This window comes from Streptomyces sp. NPDC046122 (assembly GCF_056429965.1).
Map to the genome: position 1 here is coordinate 76,451 of NZ_JBWKLQ010000008.1, position 17,248 is coordinate 93,698.

The following is a 17,248-nucleotide window of genomic DNA, read 5'->3' on the forward strand; positions in this document are numbered from 1 at the left end:
CACGACCGGCTCAGCCTCGGCGGCCGGGGCGGGCTCGGGCTCGGGCTCCACGACCGGCTCAGCCTCAGCGGCCGGGGCGGGCTCGGGCTCGGGCTCCACGACCGGCTCAGCCTCAGCGGCCGGGGCGGGCTCGGGCTCGGGCTCGGGCTCCACGACCGGCTCAGCCTCAGCGGCCGGGGCGGGCTCGGGCTCGGGCTCGGGCTCCACGACCGGCTCAGCTTCAGCGGCCGGGGCCTCGGGAACGGTCTCACCGGACGCCGCCGGCGGCTTCGGAGAGTCGCCCGACGACTGGGACGGGACCGCAGCCGACGGCTTCGCGGCGGCGGGGGTGGACTGGGCCGGGACGCTCGGTCCGGGCGAGGGGGCCTTCGTACGGGACGAGGACGACGAGCCCGCCGGGGACGGGTTGTCGAAGGCCGCCGCCACCAGGTCCGACGCGATGCCCGGCGCCGGCTTCCCGGCCGGCTTGTCCGCCGCCGGGGCCTCGTCCTCGGTGGCCGGGACCTGGGCGGGGGCCGGTACCGACGCCACCGTCTCCCGGGCCTCGGCGGTCGCGGATTCCGTTTCCGGCGCGGTGGCCGGCTCCGGCTTACGTTCGGCCTGGGACGGAACGGAAGCTGCCGCAGAGGACTCCCGTGCCGGCGACTGCTCGTTGCTCTCCGCTCGATCGCGTCCGAACACCTTGCGCAGCAAGCTCCGAATGCCCATGGGCGAGGCCTTTCGCATGAGTTGGGTGCGATGCACGCCCGCACCCGGCGGATGATCCCTGGCCAGGGCGGACACGTAAGGTTAGCGGCCCCGCCCGCCGATCTTCGGGAGGGTCAGGCGTGCCGTTCCCCTTGCGGGCGCGCGCGGCTCGCGGCGGCGGACGCGGATGCCGAACGCGCCCCCTCCGGGCGCCCCGGCGCGTACCACCAACCTCCCACGCCCGTCGCCCACTTCCGTGACGCCACGCGCACCGGGCGGGTCCCCACGGCGGCCTCCGCCGGGCCGTCGAACCAACTTCCGCCCGGCCGTTCCGCATTCACCTCACGTTCACCCCAAGGCCGCCGAAGCGGGGTCGTACGCCCCTAACGTCACGGCCGGAGACATTCCGACACGTTGTCGGCGCAGGCGCGCCGAACCACATCCCGTACAGCCATTCCGGAGGGGTCCGTGCGCAATCTGCTGCCGCTGCTCAACTCGCCGCACTCGGGTGGGCGCTCCGCGCTGACCTGTCGTTACCGCTGCGGAGACGCCTGTTTCCAGGACGTTCCGAACACCAGCGACAACGAGTACGCCGGTGACGTCATAGCCGGTGCGCTGTCGAGACGGTCGATGATGCGCGCCGCCGCCGTGGTGACCGTCGCCGCCGCCGCCGGAACCTCGGCCCTCGCGGGCCCCGGCGCCCCGAGCGCCGTGGCCGCCGAGAGCGCCGCCGAGCCCCAGGCGGGCCCGTTCGGCACGAAGGACGGCGCACGCGGGCTGCGCTTCGCGCCCGTCGCGCCCAACACCGCCGACGCCGTCACCGTCCCGGCCGGGTACGCCCAGAACGTCGTCATCCGCTGGGGCGAGCCGATCCTGCGCGGCGCCCCCGCCTTCGACCCGGACAAGCAGTCCGCCAAGGCGCAGGCCGGGCAGTTCGGCTACAACAACGACTTCCTCTCGCTGCTCCCGCTGCCGGGCGAGCACGGCCGCCAGGTACTCGTCGCGAACCACGAGTACACGGACGAGATCCTGATGTTCACGGGGTACGACCCGGCCAACCCCACCCGCGAGCAGGTCGAGACCGCCTGGGCCGCGCACGGCCTGTCCGTCGTCGTCGTCCAGGAGGAGCGCAAGTCCGGCAGGCTGACGCCGGTCCCCCGCCACCACCTGAACCGCCGCCTCCACACGACCTCCGTCTTCCGGCTGACCGGCCCCGCCGCCGGCAGCGACCTGCTGAAGACGTCCGCCGACCCGACCGGCACGAAGGTCCTCGGCACGCTCAACAACTGCGCCGGCGGCACCACGCCCTGGGGCACGACGCTGCACGGCGAGGAGAACTTCAACCAGTACTTCGCCAACGGCTCCAGCGCCACCGACAAGCGCTACGGCATCTCCACCGGCGCCACCGAACGCAAGTGGGAGCTGTTCGACCAGCGCTTCGACGTCAGGCAGGAGCCGAACGAGCCCCACCGCCAGGGCTGGGTCGTCGAGCTCGACCCGTACGACCCCGGCTCCACGCCCCGCAAGCGCACCGCGCTCGGCCGCTTCAAGCACGAGGCCGCCCAGCCCCGCCTGACCGCCGACGGCCGCCCGGTCGTCTACATGGGCGACGACGAGCGCTTCGACTACTTCTACAAGTTCGTCTCCTCCAAGCGGATGAAGAAGGGCGACTCGCGGGCCGCCCGCGAGCACAACCTCACGCTCCTCGACGAGGGCACGCTGTACGTCGCCAAGATCACCGGCGACTCCCCCGGCGAGATCGACGGCACGGGCAAGCTGCCGAACGACGGCGAGTTCGACGGCAGCGGCGTGTGGATCCCGCTCGCCACCGGCACGACCTCGCACGTGCCCGGCATGACCGCCGACGAGGTGTACGTCTTCACCCGCCTCGCGGGCGACAAGGTCGGCGCGACCAAGATGGACCGCCCCGAGGACGTCGAGCCGAGCCCCCGCACCGGCCGCGTGTACGTCGCCCTCACGAACAACACCGACCGGGGCAAGCCCGGCAAGGCGGGCGCCGACGAGGCCAATCCGCGCAACCTCAACAAGCACGGCCAGGTGCTGGAGCTCGCCGAGCACTGGGACGACCCGGCGTCGGACGGATTCGCCTGGCGGCTCTTCCTGGTCGCGGGCGACCCGGAAGACTCGGCCACGTACTTCGCGGGGTTCCCGAAGGACCGGGTCAGCCCCATCTCGTGCCCGGACAACCTGGCCTTCGACCCGCACGGCAACCTGTGGATCTCCACCGACGGCAACCAGCTCGGCTCCCACGACGGCCTCTTCGGCGTCGCGACGCGCGGCGAGCGGCGCGGTGAGCTGAAGCAGTTCCTGACCGTCCCGAAGGGCGCGGAGACCTGCGGCCCGGTCATCCAGGACCGCCGCGTGCTCGTCGCGGTCCAGCACCCGGGCGAGATCGACGGCGCGAGCGTCGAGAAGCCGGCGAGCGTTTGGCCCGACGGCCCCGGCAAGATCGTCCGCCCGTCGGTGGTGGCGGTCTACCGCAAGGACGGCCGCGCCATCGGCGTGTAGCGGCGGCGGGCGGGGGCACGGGACGGACTCCACGGAGCCGGTCCGGCGCCCGCGTCCCGTTCGCCCCTCCCCCTGCCGGGCCCGCCTACCTCACCACCTGGCCCTGCCACCGTACGTACTGCTCCGCCGCGTCCCCCGTGTACGACCACGGCACCCGCGCCGCGCGTCCGCGCAGCAGGGCGAACACCTCCCGGGCCACCTCCGGGAGCTGCGCGTGGCAGGCCGCGTGGGCGAGGTAGTTGAGCTCGCCCACCTCCTGGGGGAGCACCGGGCCCGGGGCCCGGCCGCCCAGCCACCGCTCCCGGGTCCTGCGCACCTCGGTCACCGCGAGCTCGTGGTGCCAGTGCTGGTCGAAGCCGCGCACCGGCCGCCCCTGCGCGGCGGCGGCGACGTACCGGTACTCCTCCACCCGCGCGATCTGCACCAGCACCGGCAGCGGCGACCCCTCGGGGGCCGCGCCCGCCGCGTCGCGGGCGAAGTCGTACATCCGGCCGTGGGTACCGTGCCAGCGCGCCGAGTGGTAGCGCAGGAGCTGCACGTGGCCCTCGATGTTGTACGGGTCGCGGCGCCGCAGCTCCTCCCACCACTCGCGCAGCTCCGCCCGGCCGACCCCGTCGCCGTACAGCCGCGCCACCGTCAGCAGCGACACCCAGGGCATCGGGTCGGCGGGCCGTGCGTCGGCGGCGCTCAGGCAGGCCATGACGGCCACGTCGATGCGGGTGCGGTCCACCTCGCTGCCCCGGCCGGCCTCGATGGCCTGGTTGAAGACCCGTACGACCTCGGTCGCGGCCCGCAGCACGGCGGCGTCGGCGCTGTCCGGTTCGGCCGCCCGCCACGCCTCCACCACGGAGCTGGCGGCTGCTGCGTGCGACAGCAGGCGCAGCCGGTGAGTGCGCAGGGGCCAGTCGTCGCCGGTCTCGCGGAGCAGGTCGCGCACGCCCTGCCAGCGCCCGATGACGATGTCCTGGCGCGCGGCGGTCAGCGGCCGGTCCCCGAAGTCCGGGTCGAAGTCGGGTGCCGGACCCGAACCGGTACCCGAGCCGGAGCCGGAAGAGAAGCGGCGGCGGAGTGCGGCCATCGGAACACCTCCTGCTCAGAAGACGAACGGTCGGAAGAAGGTACGGCTCGCGGGCCTGCCACGCTCAGAAATCGGTGGGGAGCCCGGCGTCGGCGAAGTCTCCGCGCTCGGAGCCGGAGTTGACGTGCACCGCCTCGATCTCGATGGCACGAGTGGCGTCGAGCCGCGCCGGGCTGTAGTACGCGCTGCCCCGCCGCCAGTACCAGAGCATCGGGATCACGCCGACGGCCAGGCCGCCGAGGCCGATCGCGACGGCCGCCGCGCCGATCTCGGTGAGCGAGGCGGCGAAGACGCAGAACATGAACACCGAGCCGAGCAGCGGCCAGGCCCCGCCCAGGACGAAGTCCTTCGGTGAGGACAGCAGCGTCCTGCGGTACGCGACGACGGCGGCGAGCCCCGCGAGGCCGTAGTAGAGCGTCGTCTGGAGGCCGATCGCGGCGAGCGCGTCGGCCATGATCTCGTCGGTCGAGCCCAGCGCGTTCGAGGCGACGAAGAGGATCAGCGCGACCGTGCCGACGACCGCGACGGCGACCCACGGGGTGTTCCAGCGGCGGTGCACGAGGCCGAGCGCGGAGGGCATCGTTCGGTCGCGGCCCATCGCGAAGAGCGAGCGCGTGACCTGGATCAGGGTGGTTTCGAGGGTGGCGATGGTGGAGAGCACCACGGCCAGGACCATGAGCTTGCCGCCGATCCCGGGCCAGATCGCGTCACCGAGGACGGCGAGCACGTTGGTGTCGTGCGCCGAGATCTGCTCGGTGGTCAGGATGACGTTGACGGCGATCGTGAAGACCACGAAGAGCAGGAAGACGATGCCCACGCCGACGAGCGAGGCGAGCCCGGCCGTGCGCCGGCTGTTGCGGGTCTCCTCGCTTAGATTGCTGGTGACGTCCCAGCCCCAGTAGTAGAAGGCGGCGATCAGGGTGCCGGCGGCGAATCCGGTGAAACCGTCGAAGTGGCCGAAGCCGAGCCACGACCATTCGAAGGCGGCCGCCGCTCCCCGGTGGAAGAGGGCGCCGACGGCGAAGAGCACGAGGATCACGAGCTCGACGCCCGAGACCAGGAGCTGGGCGCGGGCCGAGAGGCGCGCTCCTCCCAGTACGACGCCGAGCATCAGCAGGAACCAGCCGGCGCCGGCGGCGGTGGCCAGCGCGGTGTTCGACGCCAGGTCCGGGTCGAAGAGCGCAAGGGTCATCTGACCTGCGGGGAGCGACCCGGCGACCATGAAGATGGTGGCGGCGACGACCAGCGCCCAGCCGCTGATGAAGCCGAGGAACGGATGCAGGGTGCGGCCGACCCACGAGTAGGTGGCGCCCGCGTTCACGTCGATCCGGCCGAGCCGGCCGAAGGCCAGGACGATGCCGAGCATGGGTATCGCGCAGTAGAGGAGCGCGGCCGGACTGGCGAGACCGACGGCGCCGACGAGGACGGCGGTGGTGGCGGCGAGGGAATACGCGGGGGCGCTGCCCGCGACGGCCATCACGATCGTCTCGAAGGTGCCGAGGGCGTTGGGCTGGAGCCCTCTGCCGGTGTTGTGGCTCATGCGGTCCCAACTGCTTGCTGAGGTGCGCCGGACACAAGAGGAATCCTCTATTCCCCTTGTCCGGCACGACATGTGGCGACAAGTCAGAAATGTGGTCCAGGTCCGGAGGTGTCCCCTCCGGACGGGAGATCGTGCGCATAGTAGTGCGGCCGGCGGGCGAGGCGCGCACGGCCCGATCGGCGGTCGTACCCTCGGAGCATGGCTGCGGACGACATGACGCACGGCGCGGGCGCCGGGACCGTACGGATCGACGTCTGGATCTGGTCGGTACGGCTCACCAAGACGCGCGCCCAGGCGGCGGCCGCCTGCAAGGCGGGGCACGTGCGGGTGGGCGGCGAGCGGGTCAAGCCGGCGCACGCGCTGAAGGCGGGGGACGAGGTGCGGCTGTTCCACGCGGGGCGCGAGCGGGTCGTCGTCGTCTCACGGATCATCCGCAAGCGAGTGGGGGCTCCGGCGGCGGCCGAGTGCTACGTCGACAACAGTCCGCCGCCTCCGCCGCGCGAGTTCGTCGCGCCGGTCGCGGTGCGGGAGCGGGGGGCGGGGCGGCCGACGAAGCGTGACCGGCGCGAGATGGAGCGGCTGCAGGGGCCGAGGCCGACGGGCGGCTGACGGTGGTGGCCGGGGGTGCCGGTCCGGCAGTGCGTGCGACCGGGCCGCTGGCCGCGCCCGCTGACCGGGCCCCCGGCCGTGGGGGCTGCCCCTGGCAGCCGGCCGCGCCCGCCGACCCCCCGCTGGTCGTGGCCTCCGACCCTGCCCGATGACAGTGGGGGCTGGCAGAGTGGGGCGCATGTCGTCGACTTCTCCACGCCGTCCGTGCCCCGTCTGCGGCCGTGAGGTCGCCGTGGTCGCGGGCCGGTTCGTACGCCACGATCCGCGGACGCGGGCTGCCACGGCGGAACTCACGCTGTGCGGGGGCTCGAAGCGGGCCGCACCGCCGGCTGCGGCCCAGCGCACTCTGGACGGATACGAACTTCCCCCGTTCCCGGGGCAGCTTCCCCTGTTCTGACCCCTGCCTCGGGCGTCTGCCTTGGGGGCGAGCGGTGCCGGGGCGGTTGCGTTCGACACCCTGCGGGGAGCGCCCCGCCACGTCCCCTCCCGGTACCGCCGGCACGACACCGGGCCGCGAGTGAGCCTCCAGGCCCCGTCCAGCCCGGGCCTGGTGAAGACGGCTTCCTTTGTCCACAGGCTGTGGACAAAGGTCAGCTCTTGTAGTTCTCCACCTCGGACGCCGGGCGCACCCGCGCCTCCCCCGGGTCCTCGCCGAACTCCGACTTAGCCCGGCGTTGCCGCAGCAGGTCCCAGCACTGGTCCAGCCGCACCTCCACCGCCCTGAGCCGCGCCAGCTCCGCCTCGTCGAGCCCCAGCTTGCCCGTGGAGCGGTCGCGCAGCTCGCGTTCCTCCCCGACGAGGCTGTTGATGTCGTCGAGAATCTGCTGGTCGGCGTTTTCCCTGTCGCTCGCCATGGCGGACTCGCCTCCGTCGGATCGGTCCCGCTACCAGCCCAGCACATCTCCGGCCGCCGTGCAGCTCCAGCCCGGCCGGGGCAGGACGGGCCGGGTTGCGAGGTACTCCCCGAGCGCCGCGTTGAAGGCTTCGGGGCGCTCCAGGTTGGGGAGGTGGGCCGCCTTCTCGACGATCACCAGGGCCGACCCGGGGATCGCGGCGTGCATCGCCTCGGCCTCCGCGACGGGCGTGTACGAGTCGTCCCGGCCCACCACGACCAGCGTCGGCACGCCCACCCGCGTCAGCAGCTCGCGGTAGTCGGGCCGCCGCGCCCGTCCGCGCAGGGCCGCCGCCGCGCCCGCCGGAGGGGCGGCGGTCATCATGCGGTGGACGTGGGCTGCCGCCTCGGTGTTGTACGGGGCGACCATCCTGTCCAGCACCTCGTCGGCGTACCCCGCCATGCCCTCGGCGAGGAGCCGGTCGGCGGCGGCCTCGCGCACCCGCTTCCCTTCGTCCGTCTCGGCTGCCGGGAAGGTGTCGGCGAGGACCAGGCCGGCGACCCGGCCGGGGAAGAGGCGGTAGCACTCCATCACGATCTGGCCGCCCATGGAGAGGCCGCCGAACACGGCCTTCTCGATGCCGAGGTGGTCGAGCAGGGCCGCGATGTCCTCGGCGAAGCCGGACAGCGGGGTCACCCCGGGGACGACCTCGCTCTCGCCGTAACCGCGCAGGTCGGGGGCGATCACCCGGTGGGTGGGGGCGAAGGCCGCGACCTGCGGGGCCCACATCGTGCGGTCGAACGGGTGGCCGTGGACGAGGACGAGCGGCGGGCCGACGCCCTCGTCGGTGTAGCGGACGGTGATGCCGTTGACGTCTGCCGCGGTTGCCATGACCAGAGGCTAGGCGCCCTCAACTCCTCGGTGCAATAGGGTCTTTGCTCTCGGTGCAATGCCACACCGCAGTCAGGCAGAGGCAAGGAGTGGATTACGTGACACAGGACTTCCGGCGCGTGGCCGACCGCGTCGCGGCCGAGATCACCGCCGGCCGCCTGCGCCCCGGCGACCGGCTGCCCACCCAGCGCGCCTTCGCCCGCCGCCACGGCATCGCGAACTCCACCGCGATCCGGGTCTACGGCGAACTGGTGCGGCGCGGCCTGGCCGTCGGCGAGGTCGGGCGCGGCACATTCGTACGGGCCGCACCTCCGTCGCCCGGCCACGCGCTCGCCGAGGAACCGGCCGCGACCGGCGGTGCGCCCACGATCAACCTGGAGCTCAACTACCCCGTGGCGGAGGGCCAGTCGGCGCTCATGGCGCGGTCCCTCACCGGCCTCCTGCGCCCGGACGTACTGGCAGCGGCCACCCGCCCGGCCGCCGCCGACGGCACCCCCGCCGCCCGCGAGGCGGCGACCGCGCTGCTGACCAGGGGCGGCTGGCGGCCGGACCCCGACCAGGTGCTCTTCGCCGGCAACGGCCGCCAGGCGATCGCCGCGGCCATCGCCTCGTTCGTCCGACCGGGGGGCCGGCTCGGCGTCGAGGCGCTGACGTACCCGCTGGTCAAGGCGATCGCGGAACGGCTCGGGGTCACGCTGGTCGCGATCGCCACCGACGGGGACGGGATGTGCCCCGACGCGCTGCGCGCCGCGCACCGCGGCGCTCCGCTCGGCGCGGTGTACGTACAGCCGACGCTGCACAACCCGACGGCGGTGACGATGAGCGAGGAGCGCAGGTCGCGCCTGGCCGACGCGTGCGCGCACGCGGGCACGGGGGTGGTCGAGGACACCACCTGGGCGTTCCTCGCCCCCGACGCCCCCGCTCCCCTGGCCGACCTCGCTCCCGAGCGCACGGTCCTCGTCGACAGCCTCTCCAAGCGCCTGGCTCCCGGCCTGACCACCGGCTTCCTGGCCGCCCCCGCCGCCCACCGGGGCCCGCTCGCCGACGCGCTGCGCTCCGGGGCCTGGACCGCCGCCGGGTTCGGCCTGGAGGCCGCCACCCGCTGGATCACGGACGGCACGGTGGACGCCGTCGTCGCCGCCAAACGCGCCGACGCGGCGGCCCGGCACCGGATCGTGCGGGACCGGCTCGCCGGATTCCGGGTCCGCACCGACCCGCGCGCGTACTACTGCTGGTGGGAGCTGCCCGCGCCCTGGCGTACGGACACCTTCGTCGCGGCCGCGGCGGCGCGCGGCATCGCCCTCACCCCGGGCCGGGCCTTCGCCGTACCGCCGCACACCGCCCCGGACGCCGTGCGGATCGGCCTGGCGTCACCGCCGCGCGAGGTTCTGTCGTACGCGCTGGAGACGCTCGCCGAGCTGGCGGCGCAGGGCCCGCCCGGCGGCCCGTAGATCCACTTGCCGACCACCGCCCGCGGGTGTGCCCTGGTAGCGAGGGCGGGGTGTGCGCGTATGCGCTGCGGAAGGAGTCTGCGATGGCTGGACACACGGCGATTCCGGGCCGGTCACGCGGGCCGGCCAAGCCGTCGGGATCGATGGGACGGTTCCGGCCGCGACACCAGGGGACCAGGGCCGAGCGCCGCCGGCGCGTCGTCGTGCCCGTCGTACTGGGCCTCCTGTACGGCTACTACGCGGCCTTCCTGGCCCGTGACGCCGGAGCCGTGACTGGCCTGAACTTCGGCTTCGGCATGCTCTGCGCGGCCGTCGTGGCCGGCCTGTGCTTCCTCCTCGGGCAGACCCGGGGCCGCATGATCCCCCTGGTCCGCGCCGCCGCGTACGGCGCGCTTACCGGCGTGGCGATCGGCTTCCTGCACAGCCTGGCCGACAACACCCTCCTGGACGCCGTCGTCATCGGCCTGGCGGTCGGAGCCGGTCTGGGGGCCATGGCCTTCTACGTCTTCTACACGCGGGAATGAGACCGGGGGCGAGCCGTAGGTCCAGCGAGCGATTACTTCCGGGCTCCGGGGCGGTCTGCACTGGGTAAGACGATCCGACGACCCCTCGGAGGGGCGGAAGACATGAGTGGACACCCCGGCCCGGAGCTCGCCATCGAGACGGCGGGCCTGGTCAAAGTGTTCGGCGAGAACCGGGCCGTCGACGGCATCGACCTCGCCGTCCCCGCGGGCACCGTGTACGGCGTCCTCGGGCCCAACGGCGCGGGAAAGACCACCGCGGTGAAGATGCTCGCGACGCTGCTGCGCCCCGACGGCGGCGTGGCGCACGTGTTCGGCAAGGACGTGGTGCGGGAGGCCGACGCGGTGCGCGGGCGGGTCAGCCTCACCGGGCAGTACGCGTCGGTCGACGAGGACCTGACCGGTACGGAGAACCTCGTGCTCCTGGGCCGGCTCCTCGGCCACTCCAAGACCGCAGCGCGCACCAGGTCGGCCCAGCTCCTGGAGGCGTTCGGGCTCGCGGAGGCGGCCGACCGGCAGATCAAGAACTACTCGGGCGGCATGCGGCGGCGCATCGACATCGCCGCGAGCATCCTCAACACGCCCGACCTGCTGTTCCTCGACGAGCCGACGACCGGCCTCGATCCCCGCAGCCGCAACCAGGTGTGGGACATCGTGCGGGCGGTGGTGGCGCAGGGCACGACGGTGCTGCTGACCACCCAGTACCTCGACGAGGCCGACCACCTGGCGTCCCGCATCGCCGTGATCGACCACGGCAAGGTCATCGCCGAGGGCACGAAGGGCGAGCTCAAGGCGTCGGTCGGCTCCGGATCCGTGCACCTGCGGCTGCGCGATCCGGCGCAGCGACCGCAGGCCGAACAGGTCCTGCGGCGGGCGCTCGGCGTCACCGTGCAGCTCGACGCGGACCCCGTCGCCCTGACGGCGACGGTCGACGGGCAGGCGAGCGACCTCGGCGCGGCGGAACAGGCCGCGCGGGCGCTCTCGGAGCTCGCCTCGTCGGGCATCACGGTCGACAACTTCGCGCTGGGGCAGCCCAGCCTCGACGAGGTCTTCCTGGCCCTGACCGATCGGAACAAGCAGGGTGAACCGGACAGTGACCCGATGAACGACTCGACCACAGGAGTGTCGGCATGAGCACCGTCGCGACCAAGGACAAGGGCCAGGGTGCCGACGAACTCACTTTCGAAGCCCCGAAGGCCGAGGAGCTCGCCGCGCTCCTGGTGAGCAAGGACCGGCCGCCGCGCCCCAGCGCGCTCTCCGCGTCCCTGACGTTCGGCTGGCGCGCCATGCTCAAGATCAAGCACGTGCCGGAGCAGCTCTTCGACGTGACGGCCTTCCCGATCATGATGGTGCTGATGTACGCGTACCTCTTCGGCGGGGCGCTCGCCGGGTCGGTCCAGGAGTACGTCCAGTTCCTGCTGCCGGGCATCCTCACCATGAGCATCGTGATGATCACGATGTACACCGGCGTCGCCGTCAACACCGACATCACCAAGGGCGTCTTCGACCGCTTCCGCACGCTGCCGATCTGGCGTCCGGCGCCCATGGTCGGCTACCTGCTCGGTGACGTGATCCGCTACCTGATCGCGTCCGTGGTCATGCTGACCGTCGGCATGATCATCGGCTACCGGCCGGACGGCGGCCCGGTCGGCGTGGCCGCCGGTGTGGCGCTGCTGATGGTCTTCTCGTTCGCCTTCTCGTGGATCTGGACGATGTTCGGCCTGCTGCTGCGCACCGAGAAGTCGGTGATGGGCGTCAGCATGATGGTGATCTTCCCGCTGACGTTCCTGAGCAACGTCTTCGTCGACCCGAAGACGATGCCGGGCTGGCTCCAGGCGTTCGTGAACAACAGTCCGGTGACCCATGTGGCCACGGCGGTACGGGAACTGATGGCGGGCAACTGGCCGGCCGCCGACATCGCCTGGACGCTGGGCTGGTCGGCGGTGCTGCTGGCGGTGTTCGGCACGGTGACGATGCGTCTCTACAACCGCAAGTGACGCTCTGCTTTACTCCGTCTTTGCCATCCGGGAACCCGGCTGCCGCCGGGGACGTTCACCTGTCAGATCGCGAAGGCAGTCGACAGCCGTACTAGCCGAGGTGGCACCAGTGGTGATGTGGGACCGGATCAAGGACCAGGCCAAGAGCTTCCAGCAGTCCCAGGGCACGCGGGGCACGAGCGGGGGCCACGGGCAGAGCGGGTCCCGATCGGGCTCGGGCTCCGCCTCCGGCGGGTCCAAGGCCCAGCTGATGGGGCTGTTCAAGACCCAGCTCGCGTCGGTCAAGACCGAGCTCAAGAGCGGCGCGTACCGGGACGCCAGCATGGCGATGTGCGCGCTGGTCGCGGCGGCCGACGGTCAGGTGGAGCCGGCGGAGCGCCAGCGGGTGGAGGAGCTGATCGTCTCCAACGAGGTTCTGCAGAACTTCCCGGCCGACCAGCTCCGCCAGCGCTTCAACCAGCATGTGGACCGGCTGCTGGCCAACTTCGAGCTGGGCAAGGCCGAGGCGCTCCAGGTGATCGCCAAGGCCGCCAAGAAGCCCGCGGAGGCCCGCGCGGTCATCCAGACCGGCATGGTCGTCGCCGGTGCGGACGGCCACTTCGAGCCGTCCGAGCAGTACGCCATCCGCGAGGCGTGCGCCGCTCTCGGGGTCCCGCCGACGGAGTTCGGCATCTGAGCGGCGCGTGGAGGCGGCTGACCGGCCGCGCCGTGCGTCAGCGGCCGGTCCGCTCCCCGCGCCCGTACGGGACGACGACGATCTGGTGCGCGTCCTCGTAGACGACGCGTCCCGGATCGTCCGACCGCACGAGCTGCCACTCCACGCCGTGGGCCGTCAGGATCTCCAGGTAGCCGTCCACGCGCGCGATCAGCTCCACGGCGGCCGGCTTGAACCAGGCCGCCGCACCCGGGTTGACACGCGCGTCGTAGACGGTCGGGTCGACGGTGCTCGGATCGGTGTACGCCGCGTCGTACCAGTCGTTGTGCGTACGCCGGAACCGCTCCTGCGCGGCGGTCAGCCGCCCCTCCCGCGCCAGGCTGTTGACGAGCCCGAAGACCCCGGGGAAGTTGCCCCCCGCCCGGGGAACGGCACCCTGGAACCGCACGTAGCCGACCGGATCGTGATCCACCATCACGGCATCGTAGGCACGGGCTCGGCCATGCGGCACCGCATCATGGCCAGGTAAGGTCAATACGCTCGCACCGCACGGCATAGGCGGCCGGGCCTCCTCGGCCAACCGCCTTGTGGATGGCATCCCGATGAGCGTGGAGGCGTCCGACCATCTCCATGGTCCGGAGTTGCTGATTGTCCAGGTAGAAGAGCACCGCCGCTCGATCCCGCACCGGCTGGATCTCCCGGTCCCGTGTCTTGATGCGGCCGTCCTTCGACAAGGGAACCCAGCCTTGTGCGAGTCCGTGGACGATCCACTCCTCATCAGGGACGTCCTGGGCGTCCGCTGGGAACACCTGCCCGATTCGGTGGACGCGCCACCCCAGCGCCCCCAGTTCTTCGGCGACACGTCGACCCAGGTTGCGGTCGAGGAAGAACTCAGGCGGCAAGGCGCACCACGGCCCGGCACAGCGCGTCCACCTGCTCCGGCTCCATCTCGTACTCGTACGCGATGTCCTCGACCGATTCCCCGGCCTCCCAGAGGTCGGTCACCGCCTTCACCGGCACCCGGTTGGCCTCGACCACGGGGAGCCCGTGTCCGAACCGCGGGTCGATGACGACAGGGACCGTAGCCGGGTACTGCCTCAGCCGAAGGCTGGAAGGGAACTCGTCTCCCGCCTCCCACGACAGATAACGCAGGTACCCCGCGACGACCTCGTGGATGGGAGCCTGACCGTCCCGGGCTCTTCGCAAGTCACCGAGCCCGTGCTCGACGAAGATGTCGACGCCGTCAGTCGCGATGCGCTTCGAGACCAGGCCGTAGGGCGTGTCGAAGGCTGCTCGTACGGCTTCGGCCGCTTCGCGGATCTCACTCATCCGCAGTCCGAGGTCTCTCAGTGACCGCAGCACATACGCCTCGGCCACCGCGACGAAGGGCACCGAAGGCTGTCGAGGGCCCACTGGGTCGACCCGGTGGACCAACGGTGCGCCGGCCGCCCTGCCCCGCAGCCAGCTGTCCAGCGTGGACTGCGGAATCTGGAGATACGACGACGTCTCCGTAGGCGTGAGGAGCCCGTCCGTGAACCTGTCGATCACGACCGTCTCCCTTCTGCCGATCCCGTTGCTCGAATCCTTCCACATCGGCCTGCACGGCGGTCTCAGCTCGTACGCGGGAGTGGGAGCGGGAGCGGGAGCGGGGGCGGGGCGAAGTGCGGGTACTTCGCGTGGTGGGCCTTCCAGGCCGCTTCCTGGCGGCAGTGGCCGCACTGCGTCTCGTCGCCCACGGGCCGGAAGACGTGTTCGGAGCCGGGACCCTCGCAGGTGATGAGCGCCTTCAGCCGGTGTTCCGTGCGCGGCGGTCCCTCGGGCGTCCGGCGTACGAGGGACCGCTCCTGCGGCATCTTCACCGTCAGCCGGTGGCGCAGGAACCCGACGGCGGACCGGACGCCGTTCGGCGGCAGCTCGCTGGTCAGCGCGTACCGCAGGTCCGCCGGGCTGATGCCCCTGCGCAGCCAGTCGGCCGCGACCGCCGACAGCGTACGCGCCTCGCTCACCCCCAGGTGCAGCTCACGGCGCGACTGCCGCAGCGAGAGCAACACGTCCTCGGCAGCGGCCCGTTGCGGGTCGTCGTCCGGGGCGTCGGCAAGGACTGCGTCCGAAGCGCCTTCCGTGTCGCCACCCCGTGCGTCGGCCGTTTCGCTGTGTGGGACGGGGGGTGGGTGGGGAGTGTTCTTTTCCTCGTTCTTATCCCCCGGAGGGTAGTCACCGACCACCTGAGGCACCGGTTCACCGACCGTCCGCATGTGCGTACTCGGTACGTCGCCGTCCCGGACCGCCGCCGCCTCCTCGGTCGTGAGGTGGACGTTGGCGAGGAGCTGGTCCGTCACCCACCGGCCGCGCTCGTTCTGGTGCCGCCACTCGTGCAGGAACCCGCAGACAGTGAGGAGTTGCTTGACCTTCTGGTACGCCCGGCCCTTGATCCCGAGCCGCTCCGCGTGCGCGCTCAGCGGCCTCTCGGTCGAGCCCTCGGGGAGTCCCTGCACGTACAGAAGCAGGATCTTCGCGTCGCTGTTCAGACGCGGGTGCTGCACGATGTCGTGCGAAGCCTTGGTGTAGCGCCGAAGGGGCGCGATAGCATGCCGAAGCATCCTCGGGACTCCTTGGTTCGTCCTCGAAGGTGAAGGTCCTCGGATTGGTGTTGGTAGCACCGCCGGGGACCGCCCCGTGTCCGGACGGACACGAAGCGTGATGATGCGGTCACCGTACCGCACCGCGCCCAACTCCCGCATATGCCCAGCGAAATGCCCCCACCGGAGGGTGAGGGCACTGTGCGGTGCGCTGCGTGCGTCAGGCGCGGGCGTACGAGAGGAACGCCGCCCAGGCATCGGGGGCCACCGCCAACTGCGGGCCGTCGGTGACTTTGGAATCGCGGACGTGGATGGCGGCGGGGTGCGCGGCTACCTCTACGCACTGGCCACCCTCACCGTCGCTGTAGCTCGACTTGCGCCAGTTGTAGGCGACTTCGAGGCAGTCGCCGCCTTCGCCGCTGCTGTAGCTGGACTTGAACCAAGTGAGCTTGTCGGTGTTCATCGGTCTCCCAGCATCTTCTCGATCAGGGCCAACGACTCCCGGGACGTCAGAGCCTCCGCCCGGATCATTGCATAGCGATCCGCGAGTTCACGGACCTCCCGGGGGTCGGTGAACAGGTGAGGGTGGCCCTGGGCTTCGGTGTATCCGACCTGCTGCTCCCCCTTAGTGGTCAACAAGTTGAACGCCGTGTCCATATTGGGGTGTTCCTCGCGGTCCGTAGGCATCACCTGCAATTCCACGGCCCGCAGGCGGCCGAGACGCAGCAGTTGCCGCAGCTGCCCGGCATGGACCGCCCGCCCGCCGATCGGGCGACAGAGCACCGCCTCCTCGAAGACGAAGCTGAAGGTGGGCGAAGGCCATTGCTCGAACACCTGCTGCCTGGACAGCCGGTCCGCCACCCGCTTCTCGACGATCTCTTCGCTCAGCAGCGGGCGCCGCTGGGTGAAGATCGCCCTCGCGTACTCCTCGGTCTGCAACAGCCCGTGCACGACCTGGTTGCCGTAGTGGAGGAGCTGGACCGCCTCCGCCTCCAGTTTCGCGTAGTTCCGGTACCAATCGGGGTGTCGAGTACGCGCCTTTTTCTGCGCCTCCCGCACGTCAGGGATCGCCGCCCGCAGGACCCCGCCCGCCTTCAGCGCGTCGTCCGCGCGGTCCAGGAACTCGGGCTGCGGGGTTCGTACGCCCCGTTCCATCGCGGAGACGAGGTCGAGGCCGCAGTGGGTGGCCGTCGCCAGTTCCTTCTGGCTCATGGCGAGGTTCTCGCGCAGGACCCGCACCTGTTTGCCGAGCGCGCGGAACAAGTGGGCGGTGCCGTCCGCCTCCGAGGGCAGTTCGGGGCGTGCGTCCTGGTTCACGGATTCCGTCATGCCGTACCGCTCTCCCGGTCACGGCCGACGTGCCGTACACCGTGCCGTGCGTACCCGTACAGTTACCCAGCGTCCAACGGTCACTCCTGGTCAGGGTACGGCCGGGCCGCCACGCTCTGTCACATGAACACCGAAATCACCTCGATCACGGCGGAGTTCGCCCAGCGCTTCCGCTCCACCCGTCGCGGGGCCCGGCTCGCGCGCGTCCTCGCCGTACAGCAGCTCGACGCCTGGGGCGTGCCGTTCGGCAGCGGGCCCTCCGACGCCGTCGCCCTCGTCGTCGCCGAGCTGGCCGCGAACGCCGTGACGCACGGTCACGTCGCTGGTCGCGACTTCGAGGTGCGCCTGCTGCTGCTCGGGGGAGGCCGGGTCCGTATCGAGGTGGCCGACACGCGCGGTGAGCGACGGCCGCGCGCCCGCCCCGCCGGGGACGGCGAGGGCGGGCGCGGACTGCTCGTGGTGGCGGCGCTGGCGGACGCGTGGGGGGTGACGGAACGCAGCGTCGGCAAGGTGGTCTGGGCGGAGCTGGCCGTCACGTGAACGGGTCGG

The 17,248-nt window shown here is 71.9% G+C and carries 18 protein-coding genes and 1 pseudogene; 8 read left to right on the plus strand and 11 right to left on the minus strand.

From position 1 onward, the window contains the following. Positions 1-531: pseudogene (locus AC07FK_RS21905) on the minus strand (hypothetical protein); the annotation flags it as partial. Between the two features lie 624 nt (positions 532-1,155). Between AC07FK_RS21905 and AC07FK_RS21910 the strand changes: the two are divergent. Continuing rightward, entirely contained in the window at positions 1,156-3,216 is a 2,061-nt protein-coding gene (locus AC07FK_RS21910; RefSeq protein WP_479106607.1) for a PhoX family protein, read from the plus strand. An 85-nt stretch (positions 3,217-3,301) separates the two neighbouring features. On the opposite strand, the gene AC07FK_RS21915 is transcribed toward AC07FK_RS21910, so the two are convergent. After that, complete coding sequence (locus AC07FK_RS21915) at positions 3,302-4,294, minus strand: hypothetical protein (protein ID WP_479106608.1); 993 nt, start codon at positions 4,292-4,294, stop codon at positions 3,302-3,304. A 64-nt stretch (positions 4,295-4,358) separates the two neighbouring features. Further along, positions 4,359-5,834 carry an APC family permease gene (locus tag AC07FK_RS21920; RefSeq protein ID WP_479106609.1) on the minus strand — a complete coding sequence of 492 codons (1,476 nt, stop codon included), beginning with the start codon at positions 5,832-5,834 and terminating at the stop codon, positions 4,359-4,361. A 198-nt stretch (positions 5,835-6,032) separates the two neighbouring features. Between AC07FK_RS21920 and AC07FK_RS21925 the strand changes: the two genes are divergently transcribed. Next, on the plus strand, positions 6,033-6,443 hold the full coding sequence (locus AC07FK_RS21925; RefSeq protein ID WP_479106610.1) for an RNA-binding S4 domain-containing protein: 411 nt from the start codon (positions 6,033-6,035) through the stop codon (positions 6,441-6,443). A gap of 590 nt (positions 6,444-7,033) precedes the next feature. Here the strand turns inward: AC07FK_RS21925 and AC07FK_RS21930 are convergent. Then, the gene (locus tag AC07FK_RS21930) at positions 7,034-7,297 is read right to left on the minus strand and encodes a DUF2630 family protein (protein ID WP_479106611.1); all 264 of its coding nucleotides are present in this window, start codon (positions 7,295-7,297) and stop codon (positions 7,034-7,036) included. A 30-nt stretch (positions 7,298-7,327) separates the two neighbouring features. Continuing rightward, positions 7,328-8,167, minus strand: coding sequence for an alpha/beta fold hydrolase (locus AC07FK_RS21935; RefSeq protein ID WP_479106612.1), 840 nt, complete (start codon positions 8,165-8,167; stop codon positions 7,328-7,330). Between the two features lie 98 nt (positions 8,168-8,265). Between AC07FK_RS21935 and AC07FK_RS21940 the strand changes: the two genes are divergently transcribed. The 5 genes from AC07FK_RS21940 (at position 8,266) to AC07FK_RS21960 (ending at position 12,812) form a co-directional block, all read left to right on the plus strand. Beyond that, on the plus strand, positions 8,266-9,618 hold the full coding sequence (locus AC07FK_RS21940; protein WP_479106613.1) for an aminotransferase-like domain-containing protein: 1,353 nt from the start codon (positions 8,266-8,268) through the stop codon (positions 9,616-9,618). Positions 9,619-9,701: 83 nt separating this feature from the next. Then, on the plus strand, positions 9,702-10,142 hold the full coding sequence (locus tag AC07FK_RS21945) for a hypothetical protein (protein ID WP_479106614.1): 441 nt from the start codon (positions 9,702-9,704) through the stop codon (positions 10,140-10,142). 102 nt (positions 10,143-10,244) lie between these two features. Then, positions 10,245-11,273: an ATP-binding cassette domain-containing protein gene (locus tag AC07FK_RS21950; protein WP_479106615.1), complete on the plus strand. Its 1,029-nt coding sequence runs from the start codon at positions 10,245-10,247 to the stop codon at positions 11,271-11,273. Beyond that, positions 11,270-12,136, plus strand: coding sequence for an ABC transporter permease (locus AC07FK_RS21955; protein WP_479106616.1), 867 nt, complete (start codon positions 11,270-11,272; stop codon positions 12,134-12,136). The genes AC07FK_RS21950 and AC07FK_RS21955 overlap by 4 nt, the downstream gene beginning before the upstream one ends. A 109-nt stretch (positions 12,137-12,245) precedes the next feature. Then, a complete protein-coding gene (locus AC07FK_RS21960; RefSeq protein WP_479106617.1) occupies positions 12,246-12,812 on the plus strand; it encodes a tellurite resistance TerB family protein in 567 nt (188 codons plus the stop codon). A 37-nt stretch (positions 12,813-12,849) separates the two neighbouring features. On the opposite strand, the gene AC07FK_RS21965 is transcribed toward AC07FK_RS21960, so the two are convergent. The 6 genes from AC07FK_RS21965 to AC07FK_RS21990 form a co-directional block, all read right to left on the minus strand. Continuing rightward, positions 12,850-13,266, minus strand: coding sequence for a hypothetical protein (locus AC07FK_RS21965; RefSeq protein ID WP_479106618.1), 417 nt, complete (start codon positions 13,264-13,266; stop codon positions 12,850-12,852). A 40-nt stretch (positions 13,267-13,306) separates the two neighbouring features. Continuing rightward, positions 13,307-13,693 carry a PIN-like domain-containing protein gene (locus AC07FK_RS21970; protein WP_479106619.1) on the minus strand — a complete coding sequence of 129 codons (387 nt, stop codon included), beginning with the start codon at positions 13,691-13,693 and terminating at the stop codon, positions 13,307-13,309. Continuing rightward, positions 13,683-14,339, minus strand: a complete 657-nt coding sequence (locus tag AC07FK_RS21975) for a DUF433 domain-containing protein (protein WP_479106620.1) — start codon at positions 14,337-14,339, stop codon at positions 13,683-13,685. Before AC07FK_RS21975 ends, AC07FK_RS21970 begins: the two co-directional genes overlap by 11 nt. A gap of 62 nt (positions 14,340-14,401) precedes the next feature. Continuing rightward, positions 14,402-15,391, minus strand: coding sequence for a hypothetical protein (locus AC07FK_RS21980; RefSeq protein WP_479106621.1), 990 nt, complete (start codon positions 15,389-15,391; stop codon positions 14,402-14,404). 199 nt (positions 15,392-15,590) lie between these two features. Continuing rightward, the gene (locus AC07FK_RS21985; RefSeq protein WP_479106622.1) at positions 15,591-15,833 is read right to left on the minus strand and encodes a DUF397 domain-containing protein; all 243 of its coding nucleotides are present in this window, start codon (positions 15,831-15,833) and stop codon (positions 15,591-15,593) included. Continuing rightward, positions 15,830-16,699: a helix-turn-helix domain-containing protein gene (locus tag AC07FK_RS21990; protein WP_479106623.1), complete on the minus strand. Its 870-nt coding sequence runs from the start codon at positions 16,697-16,699 to the stop codon at positions 15,830-15,832. Before AC07FK_RS21990 ends, AC07FK_RS21985 begins: the two co-directional genes overlap by 4 nt. 123 nt (positions 16,700-16,822) lie before the next feature. On the opposite strand from AC07FK_RS21990, the gene AC07FK_RS21995 reads away from it, so the two are divergent. Further along, entirely contained in the window at positions 16,823-17,239 is a 417-nt protein-coding gene (locus AC07FK_RS21995) for an ATP-binding protein (RefSeq protein WP_479106624.1), read from the plus strand. Positions 17,240-17,248 lie beyond the last annotated feature (9 nt).